Source organism: Streptomyces sp. NPDC059866 (assembly GCF_042731325.1).
In the GTDB taxonomy this organism is placed as follows: Bacteria; Actinomycetota; Actinomycetes; order Streptomycetales; family Streptomycetaceae; genus Streptomyces; species Streptomyces flavusporus.
Genome location: NZ_JBHWJT010000002.1, coordinates 128,860 through 147,032 on the forward strand (window position 1 = coordinate 128,860; position 18,173 = coordinate 147,032).

Sequence of the window (18,173 nt, forward strand, 5' to 3'; positions counted from 1 at the left end):
CGTCGGTGCGCCCGGTCCCCGTCGGGAACGTACCGAACACCGTCCCTTCATCACTTGAACTCCCATGCCCCGCACGGACTTTCTCGGCTGCACCTCTTGACGACTGGAGTACCCGAGAGGACATTGTCCGCGCAGCCATTGTCTGAGAGCGCTCTCAGAACTCCCCTCGGGCGCTCCCGGACAGGCATCCGCGCACCCCCACTCCGTACCGAGAGGCACCCCATGAGCGAAACCTCCGGCACACCCGGCAGACGCCGGACCTTCCGACGGGCCCTGGTCGCCGGCCTCAGCACGCTGGGCCTCGCGGCGCTGGTCGCCACGGCCGTGACGCCGTCCGCGACCGCTGCCGCGCCGCCGCCCCCGTCGGGCTGGACGCAGGTCTTCGTCGACGACTTCGAAGGCGCCGCGGGCTCCGGCGTCAACACGGCCAACTGGCAGTACGCCACCGGGACTTCGTACCCGGGCGGCCCCGCCAACTGGGGCACCGGCGAGATCGAGACGATGACCTCCAGCACCAACAACGTCGCCCTCGACGGCAGCGGCAACCTCCGTATCACCCCGCGCCGCGACGCCGCCGGCAACTGGACCTCCGGCCGTATCGAGACCAACCGCACCGACTTCCAGCCCCCGGCCGGCGGCAGACTCCGGGTCGAGGCCCGCATCCAGATGCCCAACGTCACCGGCGCCGCCGCCCGCGGCTACTGGCCCGCCTTCTGGATGCTGGGCGCACCCTTCCGCGGCAACTACTGGAACTGGCCGGGCGTCGGCGAGCTGGACATCTTGGAGAACGTCCAGGGCCTCAACACCGTCTGGGCGACCATGCACTGCGGCACCTCACCCGGCGGCCCCTGCAACGAGACCACCGGCATCGGCGGTTCCACCACCTGCCCCGGCGCCAGCTGCCAGTCCGGCTTCCACACGTATCGCATGGAGTGGGACCGCTCGACGAGCGTCGAGGAGATCCGTTTCTACGTCGACGGCACCAACTACCACACCGTGCGCGAGAACCAGGTCGACGCGACGACATGGGCGAACGCCACGGAGCACGGTTTCTTCATCATCCTGAACGTGGCGATGGGCGGCGGCTTCGTGGACGCCTTCGGCGGCGGACCGGACGCCGCGACGGTGCCGGGCCACTCGATGGTCGTCGACTACGTCCAGGTGCTGTCGGCCGGTGGGAGCGGTACCACGCCTCCCCCGACCGGCAACCGGGACGCCTACAGCGCCATCCAGGCCGAGTCCCACGACGGCCAGTCCGGCACGATGACCGAGTCGACCTCCGACACGGGCGGCGGCCAGAACATCGGAGCGCTGGCCAACGGCGACTGGGCGCTCTACCGGGGCGTCACCTTCGGCTCCACGGCGGCCACACAGTTCAACGCCCGGGTCGCGAGCGGTGCGGGCTCCGGCGTGAGCGGCCTGGTCGAGGTGCGCCTGGACAGCCGCAGCAGCGCGCCCGTCGGGAGCTTCGCCGTCGGCAACACCGGCGGCTGGCAGTCCTGGCGTACGGTCCCGGCGAACATCAGCTCCGTCACGGGCACGCACGACGTGTATCTGACCTTCACCAGCGGCCAGCCGGCCGACTTCGTGAACGTGAACTGGTTCAACTTCGGGCGCTGAGCGGCTGTTTACGCCGAAACGGGCCCCACGCGCGCGTGGGGCCCGTTTTCGTTGTCACCGCAACTCCGCCCGGAACACCGCCGGTGTCATGTCCGTGTGCTGGTGGAAGAACTTGGAGAAGTTCGCCGCGTCGGGGAAGCCGACCGCCGCGCCGACGCGGCCGATGGGCAGGTCGGTGTGGGCGAGGAGGCGTTTGGCCTCCAGGATCACCCGCTTGTCGATGAAGGCCTTCGGTGTCTCGCCGGTGGCGGCGCGGACCGCGCGGACGAGGGTGCGGCGGGAGTAGCCGAGGGCGTCGGCGTAGGCGCTGACGCTGTGGTTGGTGGCGAAGCCCTGCTCGACCGCGTCGCGGAAGAGGGTGAAAGTGGTGTCCGCCTGCTGCCGGGCCGCCTCCGCGGAGCTGGCCGCGAGGTGCGCGAGGCGCAGCAGGAACGCGGTCAGGGTGTGGCGCAGGACGGCGGTGTGCAGGCTGAGCGGGAGGGTCTCGGTGTCCTCGTACTCGCGTTGCAGCTGGTCGAGGGCCGCACGCAGGGCGGCGAGCCGGGCCTCGTCGGGGTGCAGCAGGGGCGGCAGGTCGTAGCGGTACAGGCCGGTGGCCTCGACGGTGGCGCGCGGCAGGAAGCCGGGTTGCATGGTCAGGACGATTCCGCGGTACTCGCTCATGTCCGTGAAGCGGTGCACCTGTCCCGGGCGGATCCACAGCACGTCGCCGGCCGTCGCCTCGTACTCGGCGAAGTCGATCATGTGGCGTACGGGTCCGCCGCTGAAGATCATCACGATGTGGAAGTCGATGCGGTGGATGCGCTCCAGCGGCGCCTCGGCGTGCCAGGTACGGCCCTCGCCCATCGGGCCGACCTGTACGCCCACACCGGAGACGCTCCGCTCCACCGGGAAAGGGAACGTTCTGATCCCGCCGTCATCTCCGTCTTGGATGGTTATGCCCGCCATGCCCTGCTCGCGCCGCCTTGGTCTCGCGCCGTACCGGTCTCCGTGTCCCACTTTCACCACAGGCTGGCACACCCGGACCTTCCCACGAAAAAGTCAGACTTTTAGAGTCGTACGCGTCCGACCAGCTGAAACGCTGGCTCCGATAACCTTTTGAAGAGGACTGCCTACAGATGAGCACGCAGACACCCGACAGTTTCGAGTGGACCGACCTCGACCGGCGTGCCGTCGACACCGCCCGTCTGCTGGCGGCGGATGCCGTCCAGCAGGTCGGGAACGGCCATCCCGGCACCGCGATGAGCCTCGCCCCGGCGGCGTACACGATCTTTCAGAAGGTGATGCGACACGACCCTGCCGACCCGGAGTGGGCGGGCCGTGACCGCTTCGTCCTCTCCCCCGGCCACACCTCGCTCACTCTCTACACGCAGCTCTTCCTCGCCGGGTACGAGCTGGAGCTCGACGACCTGAGGGCGTTCCGCACGCACGGGTCGAAGACGCCGGGCCACCCCGAGTACGGGCACACCGCGGGCGTGGAGACGACCACCGGCCCGCTCGGCCAGGGCGTCGCCAACGCCGTCGGCATGGCGATGGCCGCCCGCTACGAGCGCGGCCTGTTCGACCCCGACGCGCCGGCCGGTGAGTCGCCGTTCGACCACACCATCTGGGCGATCGTCTCCGACGGGGACCTGGAGGAGGGCGTCTCCGCCGAGGCCTCGTCCCTGGCCGGCCACCAGAAGCTCGGCAACCTCGTCTTCCTCTACGACGACAACCACATCTCCATCGAGGGCGACACCGCCACCGCCTTCTCCGAGGACGTGCTGAAGCGGTACGAGGCCTACGGCTGGCACACGCAGCGTGTGGAGCCCGCCGAAAGCGGCGACATCGACGTGGCCGCGCTGTACACGGCGCTCAGGACGGCGCAGGCCGAGACCGGGCGCCCCTCCATCATCGCGCTGCGCACGATCATCGCCTGGCCGGCGCCGAACGCGCAGAACACCGAGGCCTCGCACGGCTCCGCCCTCGGCGAGGACGAGGTCGCGGCCACCAAGCGCGTGCTGGGCTTCGACCCGGCGAAGACCTTCGAGGTCACCGACGAGGTCCTCGCCCACACGCGTCGGGCGCTCGACCGGGGCGCCGACGCCCACGCCGCCTGGGACAAGCGGATCGCCGCGTGGCGGGACGCCGACCCCGAGCGCGCCGCCGAGTTCGACCGGATCAGCAAGGGCGAGCTGCCCACCGGCTGGGAGGAGAAGGTCCCGGTCTTCGAGGCGGGCAAGGCGGTCGCCACGCGTGCCGCGTCCGGCAAGGTGCTCCAGGCACTCGGCGCCGTGATCCCCGAGCTGTGGGGCGGCTCCGCCGACCTGGCCGGCTCGAACAACACCACCATCGACAAGACCTCGTCCTTCCTGCCGAAGGGCAATCCGCTGCCGGAGGCCGACCCGTACGGCCGTACGATCCACTTCGGCATCCGCGAGTTCTCGATGGCCGCGGAGATGAACGGCATCGCGCTGCACGGCAACACCCGTATCTACGGCGGCACGTTCCTGGTGTTCTCCGACTACATGCGCAACGCGGTGCGCATGTCCGCACTGATGCAGCTTCCGGTGACGTACGTCTGGACGCACGACTCCATCGGCCTCGGCGAGGACGGCCCCACCCACCAGCCCGTCGAGCACCTGGCCGCCCTGCGCGCCATCCCGGGCCTGAACATCGTGCGCCCGGCGGACGCCAACGAGACGGCGATCGCCTGGGCCGAGATCCTCAGGCGGCACGCCACCCACCCCGCCCCGCACGGCCTCGCGCTCACCCGGCAGGGCGTACCGACGTACGAGCCGAACGAGGACGCGGCGCGCGGCGGTTACGTGCTGTTCGAGTCCTCGACCGGGGCTCCGGACGTGATCCTGATCGCCACCGGCTCCGAGGTGCAGCTCGCCGTTGCCGCGCGGGAGCAGTTGGAAGCCGAGGGGATCGGCGCGCGGGTGGTGTCGATGCCGTCCGTGGAGTGGTTCGAGGAGCAGCCCCGCGAGTACCGCGAGAGTGTCCTTCCGCCGTCCGTGAAGGCGCGTGTCGCTGTCGAGGCGGGGGTGGGTCTGACGTGGTACCGCTTCGTAGGTGACGCAGGACGCATCGTCTCCCTCGAACACTTCGGCGCCTCCGCCGACGCGAAGACCCTGTTCACCGAGTTCGGCTTCACCGCCGAGAACGTCGCCGCAGCCGCCAGGGAATCACTGGCTGCCGCGCGTGGTTGATCCGATCGCCAGAAAGAAGATGATCACTGTGACCGAAGCATCCGCCACCGCGGGAGCCCTCAAGCGCCTCTCCGACGAGGGCGTGTCGATCTGGCTGGACGACCTGTCGCGCAGGCGCATCACGTCCGGCAACCTCGCCGAACTCATCGACACGAAGCACGTCGTGGGCGTCACCACCAACCCGTCCATCTTCCAGGCCGCCATCGGCTCCGGTGAGGGCTACGAGGAGCAGCTCACCGACCTCGCCGTGCGCGGCGTCACCGTCGACGAGGCCGTCCGCATGATGACCACCGCCGACGTCCGCTCCGCCGCCGACATCCTGCGCCCCGTGTACGACGCGACCGGCGGCCGGGACGGCCGGGTCTCCATCGAGGTCGACCCGCGCCTCGCCCACAACACGGCGGCCACCGTCGCCGAGGCCCGCCAGCTCGCCTGGCTGGTCGACCGGCCCAACGTCATGATCAAGATTCCGGCGACCAAGGCGGGCCTCCCGGCGATCACCGAGGTCATCGGCGCCGGCATCAGCGTCAACGTCACGCTGATCTTCTCGCTGGAGCGCTACCGCGAGGTCATGGACGCCTACCTGGCCGGCCTGGAGAAGGCGCAGGCGGCGGGCCTGGACCTGTCCGCCATCCACTCCGTGGCGTCCTTCTTCGTCTCCCGGGTCGACAGCGAGATCGACAAGCGCCTGACGCTGCTGGGCACGGACGAGGCCCTCGCGCTCAAGGGCCGGGCGGCGCTCGCCAACGCGCGGCTGGCCTACGAGGCGTACGAGGAGGTGTTCGCCGGTGAGCGCTGGCTCGCCCTGACCGGCTCCCGCGCCAACAAGCAGCGCCCGCTGTGGGCCTCGACCGGCGTGAAGGACCCCGCCTACAAGGACACCCTGTACGTCGAGGACCTGGTCGCCCCCGGCACGGTCAACACGATGCCGGAAGCCACGCTGAACGCCACCGCCGACCACGGCAACATCCACGGCGACACGGTGACCGGCGGCTACGCGCAGGCCCGCGCCGACCTCGCCGCCGTCGAGCGGCTCGGCATCTCCTACGACGAGGTCGTCCAGCAGCTGGAGGACGAGGGCGTCGCCAAGTTCGAGGTGGCCTGGCAGGACCTGCTGGACGCCGTCACGAAGTCACTGACCGGCAAGGAGGTTGACGGGGAATGAGCGAGAAGCTTTCCGAGACGTCGGCTGCGGAGAACGAGGTGACCGAGGTGACCGCGCCTCAGGAGCCCGGAGCCCAGCAGCCCGAGGCGTCCCCGCAGGGGATCGCCGCCCCCGCCTCCGACTGGTCGAACCCCCTCCGCGACCCCCGGGACCGCCGCCTCCCCCGGATCGCCGGCCCGTCCGGCCTCGTCATCTTCGGCGTCACCGGCGACCTGTCCCGCAAGAAGCTGATGCCGGCCGTCTACGACCTGGCGAACCGCGGCCTGCTGCCTCCGGGCTTCTCACTCGTCGGGTTCGCCCGCCGGGACTGGGAGGACCAGGACTTCGCGCAGGTGGTGCACGACGCGGTCCGCGAGTACGCCCGTACGGAGTTCCGCGAGGAGGTCTGGCAGCAGCTGGCCGAGGGCATGCGCTTCGTCCCGGGCGACTTCGACGACGACGACGCGTTCAAGCAACTGCGCAGCTCCATCGAGGAGTTGGATGCCTCCCGGGGCACCAGCGGCAACTACGCCTTCTACCTCTCCGTGCCGCCGAAGTTCTTCCCCAAGGTCGTCCAGCAGCTGAAGAAGCACGGGCTGGCGGGCGCGCCCGAGGGCTCCTGGCGCCGCGCGGTCATCGAGAAGCCGTTCGGCCACGACCTGAGGTCGGCCGAGGAGCTGAACAGGATCGTGCACGACGTGTTCGAGCCGGACCAGGTGTTCCGTATCGACCACTACCTCGGCAAGGAGACGGTCCAGAACATCCTGGCGCTCCGCTTCGCCAACCAGATGTTCGAGCCGATCTGGAACCGCAGTTACGTCGACCATGTGCAGATCACGATGGCCGAGGACATCGGCATCGGCGGCCGGGCCGGCTACTACGACGGCATCGGCTCGGCCCGTGACGTCATCCAGAACCACCTGCTCCAGCTGATGGCGCTCACCGCGATGGAGGAGCCCGCCTCCTTCGACGCCGCCTCGCTGCTGATGGAGAAGCTGAAGGTGCTGAAGGCGGTGAAGCTGCCGGGGGACCTCGGCAAGCACACCGTGCGCGCCCAGTACGCGGCCGCCTGGCAGGGCGGCGAGAAGGTGCGCGGCTACCTCGAGGAGGACGGTATCGACCCGGCCTCCGTGACCGACACGTACGCCGCGATCAAGCTGAACGTCGACAACCGCCGCTGGGCGGGCGTCCCGTTCTACCTGCGCACCGGCAAGCGGCTCGGCCGCCGGGTGACGGAGATCGCGGTGGTCTTCCAGCGCGCCCCGCACTCCCCCTTCGACTCCACGGCCACCGAGGAGCTGGGCCAGAACGCCGTCGTCATCCGGGTCCAGCCGGACGAGGGCATGACGGTCCGGTTCGGTTCGAAGGTGCCGGGCACGTCGATGGAGATCCGGGACGTGACGATGGACTTCGCCTACGGCGAGTCGTTCACGGAGTCCAGCCCCGAGGCGTACGAGCGGCTCATCCTGGACGTCCTCCTGGGGGATGCCAACTTGTTCCCCCGCCATCAGGAAGTGGAAGAGTCCTGGAGGATCCTCGACCCGATCGAGGAGTACTGGGCGACGCACGGCAGGCCGGCGCGGTACACGTCGGGCAGCTGGGGCCCCGAGGAAGCCGACGAGATGCTCGCACGAGACGGACGGAGCTGGCGCAGGCCATGAAGATCGACCTGACCGACACCACGGCAAGCAAGATCAACAAGGCGCTGGTGCAGGGCCGCCGCGCCATCGGTACACCCGCGGTGGGCATGGTCCTGACGATGGTCATCGTCACGGACGAGGAGAACGCCTACGACGCGATCAAGGCGGCCGAGGAGGCCTCGCACGAGCACCCCTCGCGCACCCTGGTCGTCATCAAGCGGCACGCCCGCACCCCCCGGGACCGCACCCAGTCCCGCCTCGACGCCGAGGTCCGGGTGGGCGCCGACGCCGGAACCGGTGAGACGGTCGTCCTGCGGACCTACGGCGAGGTGTCCGACCACGCCGACTCCGTCGTCCTGCCGCTGCTGCTGCCGGACGCGCCGGTCGTCGTGTGGTGGCCGGTGGATGCGCCCAAGGTGCCCGCCAAGGACCCGCTGGGGGCACTCGCCCAGCGCCGGATCACCGACATGTACGCCGTCGAGACGCCGCTGGCCGCGCTGGAGGACCGCCTCCACTCGTACGCGCCCGGTGACACCGACCTCGCGTGGACCCGGCTCACGCCCTGGCGTTCGATGCTGGCCGCCGCTCTGGACCAGGCCAAGCTGCGGATCACCTCGGCGGCCGTGGAGAGCGAGGCGGACAACCCCAGCGCCGAGCTGCTGGCCCGCTGGCTGGAGGCCCGGCTGCACGTCCGGGTCGACCGTGTGGAGACCGCGGGTCCGGTCGTCACCGGCGTCCGGCTGGGCACCGAGACCGGCGAGATCGTCATCGACCGGCCCGAGGGCCCGCTGGCCACGCTCACCCTGCCGGGCCAGCCGTCCCGCACGCTCGCGCTCAAGGTGCGCCCCACCTCCGAACTCATCGCCGAGGAGCTGCGGCGCCTCGACGCCGACGAGATGTACGCCGTCGCCCTGCGGGGCGAGGGCACCAAGGAGAGCCCCGCTCATGTCTGACCAGCCCCTGCTGACACGGCGGCCCGAGTGGGCCGCCCTGGAGGACCACCGCGCGGACGCACTGCAACGCCCGCGGCTGCGCGAGCTGTTCGCGGCGGACCCCGGGCGCGCGGAGCGGTACGTCGTACGCGTCGGCGACCTGCGCATCGACTACTCCAAGCACCTCATCACCGACGAGACGCTCGCCCTCCTCCAGGAACTCGCCACCGCCACCGATGTGTTCGGGCTGCGCGACGCCATGTTCCGCGGTGAGCGGATCAACATCACCGAGGACCGCGCCGTGCTCCACACCGCGCTGCGCGCCCCACGGGACGCGGTGATCGAGGTCGACGGCGAGAACGTGGTCCCCCAGGTCCACGCGGTGCTCGACAAGATGAGCGCCTTCGCCGACCGGGTCCGCTCCGGGAAGTGGACCGGCCACACCGGCAAGCGGATCAGGAACGTCGTCAACATCGGCATCGGCGGCTCGGACCTGGGCCCGGCGATGGCGTACGAGGCGCTGCGCGCATACACCGACCGCTCACTGACGTTCCGGTTCGTGTCGAACGTGGACGGCGCCGACCTGCACGAGGCGGTGCGGGACCTGGACCCGGCCGAGACGCTGTTCATCGTCGCGTCCAAGACGTTCACCACGATCGAGACGATCACCAACGCGACCTCCGCCCGCTCCTGGCTGCTGGCCGGGCTCGGCGGCGAGGAGAAGGCGGTCGCCAAGCACTTCGTCGCCCTGTCCACGAACGCGGGGAAGGTCACCGAGTTCGGCATCGACCCGGACAACATGTTCGAGTTCTGGGACTGGGTCGGCGGCCGCTACTCGTACGACTCGGCGATCGGTCTGTCCCTGATGATCGCGATCGGCCCGGAACACTTCCGGGAGATGCTCGACGGGTTCAGGATCGTCGACGAGCACTTCCGCAGCGCGCCCGCCGAGGCCAACGCCCCACTGATCCTGGGCCTGCTGGGCGTCTGGTACGGCAACTTCTTCGAGGCCCAGTCGCATGCGGTGCTGCCGTACAGCCACTACCTGTCCAAGTTCACGGCCTACCTGCAGCAGCTCGACATGGAGTCCAACGGCAAGTCGGTGGACCGCGACGGCCGCACCGTGGGCTGGGAGACCGGCCCGGTGGTGTGGGGCACGCCCGGCACCAACGGGCAGCACGCCTACTACCAGTTGATCCACCAGGGGACGAAGCTCATCCCGGCCGATCTGATCGGGTTCGCCCGGCCGGTCGCCGAGCTGAGCGACGAACTCAAGGCGCAGCACGACCTGTTGATGGCGAACCTGTTCGCGCAGGGACAGGCGCTCGCCTTCGGCAAGACCGCCGAGGAGGTGCGCGCGGAGGGCGTGCCCGAGGAGCAGGTGCCGCACCGCACCTTCAAGGGCAACCACCCGACCACCACGATCCTGGCCGCGGAGCTCACCCCGTCGGTCCTCGGCCAGCTGGTCGCGCTGTACGAGCACAAGGTGTTCGTCCAGGGCGCGATCTGGAACATCGACTCCTTCGACCAGTGGGGCGTGGAGCTGGGCAAGGTGCTCGCCAAGCGGGTCGAGCCCGCGCTGACCGAGGGCGCGGACGTGCCCGGTCTCGACCCCTCCACCGCCGCCCTCGTGGCCGCTTACCGCGATATCAGGAAGTGAACACCGTCATGACAACGATGCAGCTGGGTCTCATCGGTCTCGGCAAGATGGGCGGCAACATGCGCGAGCGGATCCGCCGCGCGGGCCACACCGTCATCGGCTACGACCGCAACCCCGAACTCTCCGACGTCTCCGGCCTCGCCGAACTGGTCGAGCGGCTCGACGCGCCGCGCACGGTCTGGGTGATGGTCCCGGCCGGCACCGCCACCCAGACCGTCATCGACGAACTCAAGGACCTGCTGTCCCCGGGTGACACGGTGGTCGACGGCGGCAACTCCCGTTGGACGGACGACGAGAAGCACGCCGCCGAACTCGGCATCAGGGGCATCGGCTTCGTCGACGCGGGCGTCTCCGGTGGTGTGTGGGGCCTGGAGAACGGCTACGCGCTGATGGTCGGCGGCGACAAGGAGCACGTGGAGCGGCTGAAGCCGATCTTCGAGGCGCTCAAGCCGGAGGGCCCCTACGGCTATGTCCACGCCGGCCGGGTCGGCGCCGGGCACTTCTCGAAGATGGTCCACAACGGCATCGAGTACGCCATGATGCAGGCCTACGCGGAGGGCTGGGAACTGCTGGAGAAGGTCAACTCGGTGGACAACGTCCGCGAGGTGTTCCGCTCCTGGCAGGAGGGCACCGTCATCCGCTCCTGGCTGCTCGACCTCGCGGTGCACGCCCTCGACGAGGACGAGCACCTGCACAAGCTGCGCGGGTACGCCGAGGACTCCGGCGAGGGCCGGTGGACGGTGGAGGCGGCGATCGACAACGCCGTGCCGCTGCCCGCGATCACGGCGTCGCTGTTCGCGCGGTTCGCCTCCCGGCAGGACGACTCCCCGCAGATGAAGATGATCGCGGCGCTGCGCAACCAGTTCGGCGGGCACGCCGTCGAGTCGAAGGAGTAGCCGGCCGTGGGGGATCTCCTGCTGGTCCGCCACGGGGAGACGGAGTGGAGCGTGTCGGGACAGCACACCAGCTGGACCGACCTGCCCCTCACCGGGCACGGCGAGGAACAGGCCAAGTCCCTCGCTCCCTCCCTCTCCGGCCGGACCTTCGCGCTCGCGCTCACCAGCCCGCTGGCCCGCGCGATACGCACCGCCGAACTGGCGGGCCTGACCGGGGCCGTACCCGACCCGGACCTGCACGAGTGGGACTACGGCGGCTACGAGGGTGTCACCACCCGCGAGATCCACCGCACCCGTCCCGACTGGTACCTGTGGACGGACGGCGTGCCGCCCGGCCCCCAGGGGCATCCCGGCGAGTCCCCGGCCGAGGTGGGCGCCCGTGCCGACCGTGTCCTGTCCCGGGTCGGCGACGCGCTCGCCGAGGGCGACGTGGTCCTCGTGGCCCACGCCCACTTCCTGCGCGTCCTGGCGGCCCGCCGGCTCGGGCTTCCGCCCGGGGACGGGCGGCTGTTCCAGCTGGCGACGGGGACGGTGAGCCGGCTGTCGACGGAGCACGGGCGGCCGGTCGTCGCGGAGTGGAACACCCGGCCGTAGGTGCTGTGTTGACACCCGTGGTTCGGTCGGGTCAGAGTCGCCGGCGATGGAGATCAACGATCTGACGGCGGCCGAACTACGGGTGTGGCGGGCCTTTCCGCGCGGGGAGTTCGTGGACTTCCGCACCGTCGACGACGAGGACCCGGCGACGGGGGCGGACTGGGGGCCCGAACGCACCCTGCGCGCCGCCGTGTTGAGATCGCTCCTCCTCAACGGACCGCAGGAGGACGGCGAAATAGCCTCGCTCAGTCTGGCGGGCGCCCGCATCACCGGAATGCTCGACCTGCAGTACGCGACGATCGACCACCCCGCCCGGCTGAGGCACTGCTACTTCGACGAAGTGCCGCGTTTCTACGGCTGCCGGCTTCGTGAGCTCAACCTGAGCGAGTCCGTCCTGCCGGGGCTCACCTCCCATGCCGTGCACGTGGAGGGCGTCCTGCGGATGACGCGCGCCCGGTTCCGGGGGGTGGTGCGGCTCGGCGGGGCCCAGATCGCCGGGAGCCTGTACATGGAGGGCGCGGAGATCGGCGCGCCGGACGCCCAGGAACCGGTGCTCCAGCTCAACCAGGTGACCGTGGGCGACGACCTGTGGGTCCCCGGCCTGCGCGTCCACGGGCAGATCAGGCTCAACGGCGCCGACGTCGGCGGGTCGGTCAACCTCAACGAGGCAGAGCTCAGCCATCTCGGACACGGCGCCCTCGACGCGGAGACGCTCAGCGTGGGAGGCCACTTCCTGATGCGGCAGGCGCGCGTGCAGGGGTGGATCGGTCTGCGTGGCGCCCGGATCGCGGGCCGGCTCGACCTGGCGTACGCACACCTGTCGAACCCCGGCGAGGCGGTGCTGCGGGCGAGCAGCAGCACGATCGGCGAACTCTGGTTGCGCAAGGGCCCGCCCATGGAAGGCACGCTCAATCTGCGGCGCGCCCAGATCGAGGTCCTGTTCCTGGAGCCGGAGATGCTGCCGGACCGCGTCCTCCTCAACAGCCTCACCTACACCTCCCTCACCCCGCACGAGCCCGCCGAACGCCGCCTCCCCATGCTGGAGCGCGACGGCGACGGCTATGTCCCGCACGCCTACGAGCAGTTGACCGCCGCCTATCAGCGCATCGGCGACGACCACGCCGCCCGGCTGGTCCAGCTCGCCAAGCAGCGCCGGCATCGCGGCACCCTCCCCTGGTACGGCCGCCTGTGGGGCCACGTCCAGGACGCCACCGTCGGCTACGGCTTCCGTCCGCTGCGCGCGGCCGGCTGGCTGCTGTCGCTGCTCGCGGTCGGATCCGTCGCCTTCGCCCTGCACCATCCCCAGCCGCTGAAGGCCGACGAGGCCCCGCCCTTCAACCCGGTGTTCTACACGCTGGACCTGCTGCTGCCGGTGATCTCCTTCGGCCAGGAACCCGCGTTCGCCCCCAAGGGCGGGTACCAGGTGCTGGCCTACGTCCTCGTCCTCACCGGCTGGATCCTGGCCACGACGGTCGCGGCGGGCCTGACCCGGACCATCAGCCGCCAGTGACCCGCTTCATCGCGTGCTGGGCGGCCAGGCGCACCGGAGCGTTCTGGGCGCCGTAGCCGCGGTAGCCGTCGTCGCGCTGGACCAGCTCGAAGAAGACACGGCCCACGGTCTGTGTGTAGCAGTGGCGGAAGACGCCGTACGCGTCCCGGTCGTAGAGGATCCCGAGTTCGCGGTACGTCTTCAGCTCCTCGTCGGTGAGGTCGTAGCGGGCCGCGAGGTCGTCGTGGTAGTTCGCGGGGACGGGCAGCAGGCGACCGCCTGCCTCGCGGAAGCGGCGGGCCGCGGCGATCACGTCGTCGGTGGCGAGGGCGATGTGCTGGGCGCGGACGGTGTCGTCGGTCGGCGCGGCACCGACGGACAGGGCGATACGGACACTCCCGTCGGCGTTGGTGACGACGCGGCTGCGCAGCAGGCCGTAGGGGTCGGCGACATCGACGCTCTCCTGGGCGCGCAGTCCGAGGACGCTGCGGTGGAAGAGGGTCGCCTCGTCGAAGTGGTGCCAGGGCTGGGTGAGGGCGAGGTGGTCGATGCGGTGGACGTCCGTGGCGGCGGGGGTGTGGGCGAGGTGGTCGAAGTCGGTGCGCCAGCGGTCGGATCCGCAGAAGAAGAGTTCCGTGCCGTCGGGAGCGGCCACGGCGTCGAGCGGTGCGTCCTCGGGGGCGCGGCGGCGGGGCAGCACGGGGGCGAGGAGCGCCTCGGCGCGCTCGGCCGCGGCTGCCGGGTCCGGTGACTGAAGGCCGATGGCAGCGAGTCGGGTACCGCCACGGGGTACGGCCGGTCCCGTGTTGACCAGGATGCGGGCCTCGCCCTGCTGCCACAGGTCGACCGGCTTGGTGCGGTGCCGTGCGGTGCGGGCGAAGCCGAGGGCGGTGAGCAGGGCGGAGACGGGTTCGGTGTCGGGGGTGACCAGTTCGGCGAAGGCGACTGAGGTGGGGACGGCCGGTTGGGGCAGGACCGCGGCGCCGACGGCTTCCTGGAGCACCAGCAGCGAGCGGTGGGCGTCCACGGCGGTCGGGCCGGCCTCGGCCTGCCGGAAGACGTCGTTGAAGACCTCGAGGGAGAGCGGGCCGGCGTAACCGGTGCGCAGGACGTGCTGGACGAGCCCGGCGACGTCGAAGCCGCCCTGGCCGGGGAAGCAGCGGTAGTGGCGGCTCCACTGCAGGACGTCCATGGCGAGCAGCGGGGCGTCGGCGAGCTGGAGGAAGAAGATCTTCTCGCCGGGGATGTCCTCGATGCCCTTGACGTCGGAGCCGCGGGAGAGGATGTGGAAGCTGTCGAGGCAGGTGCCGAGCGCGGGATGGCCGGCCGCGTCGACGATGCGCCAGGCGTGGTCGTAGGTGTTGACATGGCGGCCCCAGGCGAGCGCCTCGTAGGCGACGCGGATGCCGAAGTCCTGGGCGAGATCGGCGAGTCGGTGCAGCTGTTCGGCGGCGAGCGGGTCGTCGTCCACGGCGAGCGGGGAGACGCTGGAGCAGACGAGGACGGTGTCGGCGCCGAGCCTGCGCATCAGCTCGAACTTGTGCCGGGCCCGGCGCAGGTTGCGGGCGAACTCGTCGGCGGGGACGGCCTCGATGTCGCGCATCGGCTGGTACAGGTCGATGCCCAGACCGAGGTCGGCGCAGCGGGCGCGGATCTCCTCGGGAGTGAGGGGGCTGGCGAGCAGGTCGTTCTCGAAGATCTCGACACCGTCGAAGCCGGCCCGGGATGCGGCCGTGAGCTTCTCGGTGAGGGATCCGCTGAGGGAGACGGTGGCGATGGACGTACGCATGGCGGTACCTCTCTACCTGGGAGTTCCCACGGCGCCCGCCAGCTCGGCGATGTCCGCGAGCATCCGGGCGCTGTCGGGTTCGCGCCCGGTGAACAGCCGGAAGGCGTCCGCGGCCTGGAAGACGGCCATCCCGCCCCCGTCCAAAGCGGCGCAGCCGATCGCGCGGGCGGTGCGCAGCAGTTCGGTCTCCAGCGGGCGGTAGACCACCTCGGCGATCCACAGGCCGGGGTGCAGCAGGCCGGCGGGGAAGGGCAGGCCGGGGTGGGCGGCCATGCCGGTGGGGGTGGCGTGGACGATGCCGTCGGCGCGCTCGAGCAGGCCGGCCAGCTCCTCGGGGGCCGCCGTGACCGCCCGGCCGCTGCCGAAGTGCCGGTTCAGGGAGCCGGCGAGGGCTGCGGCCCGCTCGGGCAGGGCGTCGACGACGGTGACCTGCCCGGCGCCGAGGGTGAGGGTGGCATGCGCGACGGCCGCGCCCGCGCCGCCCGCGCCGAGCTGTACGACCCGCTCCATCGGGGCGTCGGGCAGTCCCCGGGCGAAGGAGGCCGCGAAGCCGGTGACGTCGGTGTTGTGGCCGACGGCGCGGCCGTCCTCGAAGACGACGGTGTTGACCGCGCCCAGCGCCTCGGCCTGCGGGGCGAGCGCGTCCAGGTGGTCGATGACGAGCTGCTTGCACGGGTGGGTGATGTTCAGCCCGTCGAAGCCGAGGTCGCGGGCGGCCCGCAGCAGTTCGCCGACCGCCCCGGGCGGCACGCCGAGGATGTCGATGTCGATCAGCCGGTACAGGTAGCGCAGGCCCTGACGGTCGGCCTCCTGCTCGTGCAGGGCCGGGCTGAGCGAGGGTCCGATACCGGAACCGATCAGTCCGACGAGATACGAGTCCTTGGCCACCGAGGACCTCCTGAGCACCAGTAATGTACGAACTAGTACGTTAGTCATAGCAGGCAGTCCTCGGACAAGGGAAGACTTCCGGACCGACTTCCGACGGCGAGCTCTACAATCTCGGCACCTGCCCATCGCCCGAAGGAACCCGATGACCAGCGTCGACGAAACGGCACGACCAGGCGGGCGCATCCGTGACGCCGCCCGCACCAAGGCCGAGATCCTCGACGTCGCCACCCAGGAGTTCGCCCGGGCCGGCTACGACGGCGCCCGGGTCGACGAGATCGCCGCCCGCACCCGCACCACCAAGCGGATGATCTACTACTACTTCGGCGGCAAGGAGCAGCTCTTCACGGCCGTCCTGGAGCGGGCGTACGGCGTGATCCGCGAGGTCGAGCAGGAGCTGGACGTCGAGCACCTCGACCCGGTCGCGGCCATCCGGCGCCTGGTGGAGGTGACCTTCGACCACCACGAGGCGCACCCCGACTTCATCCGCCTGGTCAGCATCGAGAACATCCACGGCGCCGAGCACATCGCCGCCTCCGAGAAGCTCGGCAGGATCGGCTCTCCGGCGCTGGACGTGATCCGCCGCATCCTGGCGTCGGGACAGGAATCCGGCCTGTTCACGGCCGACGTCGACGCCGTCGACCTGCACGCGATGATCAGCTCGTTCTGCTTCTTCCGGGTGTCCAACCGGGCCACCTTCGGCGCCCTGTTCGGCCGCGACCTGGTCGACCCCGCGCAGCGCGAGCACTACCGGACCATGCTCGGCGACATGGTGATCGCCTACCTGACGGCGGACCGCGCGGCCGACTGAACGCCGCACGGCACACCCCCTTGACAGCAGGGAAACGCGGGCGCACCATCCCTAGCCACCGGGACTAACTATCCAGTGGGTTAATTAGCCGAAGATCCGGCCCTTCTCCCCCACCGCTCACTCCCTCTACGTTCTCTGCGTTGGAGTTCCCTCAAAGGAGCCGCCGTGTCCGTCCCCGCCCCCTCCGCCCCGCCCGGACAGCCGAAGAAGGCCGCGACAGCGGCCTGGATCGGCAGCGCTCTGGAGTACTACGACTTCTTCATCTACGGCAGCGCGGCCGCCCTGATCTTCCCCGAGGTCTTCTTCGACGAGTCCGACCCGGCCACGGCCACGCTGCTGTCGCTGGCCACCTTCGGCGTCGCCTACGCCGCCCGCCCGGTCGGCGCCCTGTTCCTCGGACACTTCGGCGACCGGGTCGGCCGTAAGAAGATCATGGTCTTCACGCTGATGCTGATGGGCATCTCCACGTTCCTCATCGGCTGTCTGCCCACGCGTGCCCAGGTGGGGACCCTCGCACCCGTCCTGCTGGTCCTGTGCCGCGTACTGCAGGGCATATCGGCGGCCGGCGAGCAGGCCAGTGCCAACTCCATGACGCTGGAACACGCGCCACCGAACCGGCGCGGCTTCTTCACCAGCTTCACCCTCAGCGGCACCCAGGGCGGCCAACTCCTGGCCACCCTTGTCTTCATCCCCGTCGCCGCGCTCCCCGAGGAGCATCTGATGTCCTGGGGCTGGCGCGTGCCGTTCTGGCTGAGCGTCGCCGTCGCGGTCGTCGGCTACGTCATCCGCCGCAAGCTGGACGAGACCCCGGCGTTCGAGCAGCAGACCGCCACCGAGGGCGTCGCGAAACTGCCGCTGGCGGTACTGCTGCGCGAACACCGGGCGGACGTCCTCCGGGTGATCGCGGGCGCACTGATCGCCTCCGTCAGCACGATCTTCACGGTCTGGGCGCTGTCGTACGCCACCAGCGACTCGGTCGGCATGAGCCGCTCCTCCATGCTGTGGGTGGGCGCCCTCGCCAACGTCGTCGCACTCGCCGCGATCCCGCTGTGGGCCACGCTGTCGGACCGTATCGGCCGCCGCCCGGTGTACCTGGTCGGCGCCGTCGGCAGCGCCATCACGATGTTCCTCTACCTCTGGGCGATCTCCACCGGCTCGTACCCGTTGACCCTGCTGCTGGGCATCGTCGCCTTCGGTGTCGTCTACAGCGCCGCGAACGGGGTGTGGCCCTCCTTCTACGGCGAGATGTTCTCCACCCGGGTGCGCCTGTCCGGCATGGCGATCGGCACGCAGATCGGCTTCGCGGTCGCCGGTTTCGCGGTCACCTTCGCCGCGCAGATCGCCGGCCCCGACGGCGACGACTGGTCCTCCGTGGCCCTGTTCACCGCGGCCCTGTGCATCCCGCCGGTGATCGCCGCACTCTCCGCCCGCGAGACCCACAGGGTGCCCACCGAACACCTCGGCGTGCGGACCCCCCGCGAGGCCGCGCAGCCGGAGACGGTGACGGCCTGACTCATAA

The 18,173-nt window shown here is 70.5% G+C and carries 14 protein-coding genes; 11 read left to right on the plus strand and 3 right to left on the minus strand.

Going from position 1 to position 18,173, the window contains the following annotated elements:
* The first annotated feature begins 222 nt into the window (after positions 1 to 222).
* Positions 223 to 1,620 (plus strand): glycoside hydrolase family 16 protein, encoded by a 1,398-nt coding sequence (locus tag ACFV7R_RS02825; RefSeq protein WP_385259122.1) that lies wholly within the window; start codon positions 223 to 225, stop codon positions 1,618 to 1,620.
* A 54-nt stretch (positions 1,621 to 1,674) separates the two neighbouring features.
* Here ACFV7R_RS02825 and ACFV7R_RS02830 read toward each other — a convergent pair whose 3' ends face one another.
* A complete protein-coding gene (locus tag ACFV7R_RS02830; protein ID WP_385259124.1) occupies positions 1,675 to 2,568 on the minus strand; it encodes a helix-turn-helix domain-containing protein in 894 nt (297 codons plus the stop codon).
* A 170-nt stretch (positions 2,569 to 2,738) separates the two neighbouring features.
* Between ACFV7R_RS02830 and tkt the strand changes: the two genes are divergently transcribed.
* From tkt to ACFV7R_RS02870, 8 genes are read left to right on the plus strand one after another with little or no spacing between them, the layout of a single operon-like run.
* A complete protein-coding gene (tkt, locus tag ACFV7R_RS02835) occupies positions 2,739 to 4,814 on the plus strand; it encodes a transketolase (RefSeq protein ID WP_385259127.1) in 2,076 nt (691 codons plus the stop codon).
* Between the two features lie 19 nt (positions 4,815 to 4,833).
* Positions 4,834 to 5,979, plus strand: coding sequence for a transaldolase (tal, locus tag ACFV7R_RS02840; protein WP_385259130.1), 1,146 nt, complete (start codon positions 4,834 to 4,836; stop codon positions 5,977 to 5,979).
* Complete coding sequence (gene zwf / locus ACFV7R_RS02845) at positions 5,976 to 7,619, plus strand: glucose-6-phosphate dehydrogenase (protein ID WP_385259131.1); 1,644 nt, start codon at positions 5,976 to 5,978, stop codon at positions 7,617 to 7,619. The genes tal and zwf overlap by 4 nt, the downstream gene beginning before the upstream one ends.
* Complete coding sequence (opcA, locus tag ACFV7R_RS02850) at positions 7,616 to 8,551, plus strand: glucose-6-phosphate dehydrogenase assembly protein OpcA (RefSeq protein WP_385259134.1); 936 nt, start codon at positions 7,616 to 7,618, stop codon at positions 8,549 to 8,551. Before zwf ends, opcA begins: the two co-directional genes overlap by 4 nt.
* Positions 8,544 to 10,190 (plus strand): glucose-6-phosphate isomerase, encoded by a 1,647-nt coding sequence (gene pgi, locus ACFV7R_RS02855; protein WP_385259136.1) that lies wholly within the window; start codon positions 8,544 to 8,546, stop codon positions 10,188 to 10,190. The genes opcA and pgi overlap by 8 nt, the downstream gene beginning before the upstream one ends.
* Before the next feature lie 17 nt (positions 10,191 to 10,207).
* Entirely contained in the window at positions 10,208 to 11,086 is an 879-nt protein-coding gene (gene gnd / locus ACFV7R_RS02860) for a phosphogluconate dehydrogenase (NAD(+)-dependent, decarboxylating) (protein WP_385259729.1), read from the plus strand.
* A gap of 6 nt (positions 11,087 to 11,092) precedes the next feature.
* Positions 11,093 to 11,680, plus strand: a complete 588-nt coding sequence (locus tag ACFV7R_RS02865) for a histidine phosphatase family protein (RefSeq protein WP_385259138.1) — start codon at positions 11,093 to 11,095, stop codon at positions 11,678 to 11,680.
* A gap of 46 nt (positions 11,681 to 11,726) precedes the next feature.
* The gene (locus tag ACFV7R_RS02870; protein ID WP_385259140.1) at positions 11,727 to 13,190 is read left to right on the plus strand and encodes a membrane-associated oxidoreductase; all 1,464 of its coding nucleotides are present in this window, start codon (positions 11,727 to 11,729) and stop codon (positions 13,188 to 13,190) included.
* Here the strand turns inward: ACFV7R_RS02870 and ACFV7R_RS02875 are convergent.
* On the minus strand, positions 13,177 to 14,958 hold the full coding sequence (locus tag ACFV7R_RS02875; RefSeq protein WP_385259142.1) for a bifunctional sugar phosphate isomerase/epimerase/4-hydroxyphenylpyruvate dioxygenase family protein: 1,782 nt from the start codon (positions 14,956 to 14,958) through the stop codon (positions 13,177 to 13,179). The genes ACFV7R_RS02870 and ACFV7R_RS02875 overlap by 14 nt on opposite strands.
* A 12-nt stretch (positions 14,959 to 14,970) precedes the next feature.
* The gene (locus ACFV7R_RS02880) at positions 14,971 to 15,846 is read right to left on the minus strand and encodes a shikimate dehydrogenase (protein ID WP_385259144.1); all 876 of its coding nucleotides are present in this window, start codon (positions 15,844 to 15,846) and stop codon (positions 14,971 to 14,973) included.
* Between the two features lie 142 nt (positions 15,847 to 15,988).
* Between ACFV7R_RS02880 and ACFV7R_RS02885 the strand changes: the two genes are divergently transcribed.
* Positions 15,989 to 16,654 carry a TetR family transcriptional regulator gene (locus ACFV7R_RS02885; protein ID WP_385259146.1) on the plus strand — a complete coding sequence of 222 codons (666 nt, stop codon included), beginning with the start codon at positions 15,989 to 15,991 and terminating at the stop codon, positions 16,652 to 16,654.
* Between the two features lie 165 nt (positions 16,655 to 16,819).
* Entirely contained in the window at positions 16,820 to 18,166 is a 1,347-nt protein-coding gene (locus ACFV7R_RS02890) for an MFS transporter (RefSeq protein ID WP_385259148.1), read from the plus strand.
* The last annotated feature ends 7 nt before the right edge of the window (positions 18,167 to 18,173 follow it).

Excerpts from the sequence above, each read along its gene's own strand:
- ACFV7R_RS02825 (WP_385259122.1), top strand. The coding sequence starts at position 223 with ATGAGCGAAACCTCCGGCACACCCGGCAGACGCCGGACCTTCCGACGG.
- ACFV7R_RS02830 (WP_385259124.1), bottom strand. The coding sequence starts at position 2,568 with ATGGCGGGCATAACCATCCAAGACGGAGATGACGGCGGGATCAGAACG.
- tkt (WP_385259127.1), top strand. The coding sequence starts at position 2,739 with ATGAGCACGCAGACACCCGACAGTTTCGAGTGGACCGACCTCGACCGG.
- tal (WP_385259130.1), top strand. The coding sequence starts at position 4,834 with ATGATCACTGTGACCGAAGCATCCGCCACCGCGGGAGCCCTCAAGCGC.
- zwf (WP_385259131.1), top strand. The coding sequence starts at position 5,976 with ATGAGCGAGAAGCTTTCCGAGACGTCGGCTGCGGAGAACGAGGTGACC.
- opcA (WP_385259134.1), top strand. The coding sequence starts at position 7,616 with ATGAAGATCGACCTGACCGACACCACGGCAAGCAAGATCAACAAGGCG.
- pgi (WP_385259136.1), top strand. The coding sequence starts at position 8,544 with ATGTCTGACCAGCCCCTGCTGACACGGCGGCCCGAGTGGGCCGCCCTG.
- gnd (WP_385259729.1), top strand. The coding sequence starts at position 10,208 with ATGCAGCTGGGTCTCATCGGTCTCGGCAAGATGGGCGGCAACATGCGC.
- ACFV7R_RS02870 (WP_385259140.1), top strand. The coding sequence starts at position 11,727 with ATGGAGATCAACGATCTGACGGCGGCCGAACTACGGGTGTGGCGGGCC.
- ACFV7R_RS02875 (WP_385259142.1), bottom strand. The coding sequence starts at position 14,958 with ATGCGTACGTCCATCGCCACCGTCTCCCTCAGCGGATCCCTCACCGAG.
- ACFV7R_RS02885 (WP_385259146.1), top strand. The coding sequence starts at position 15,989 with ATGACCAGCGTCGACGAAACGGCACGACCAGGCGGGCGCATCCGTGAC.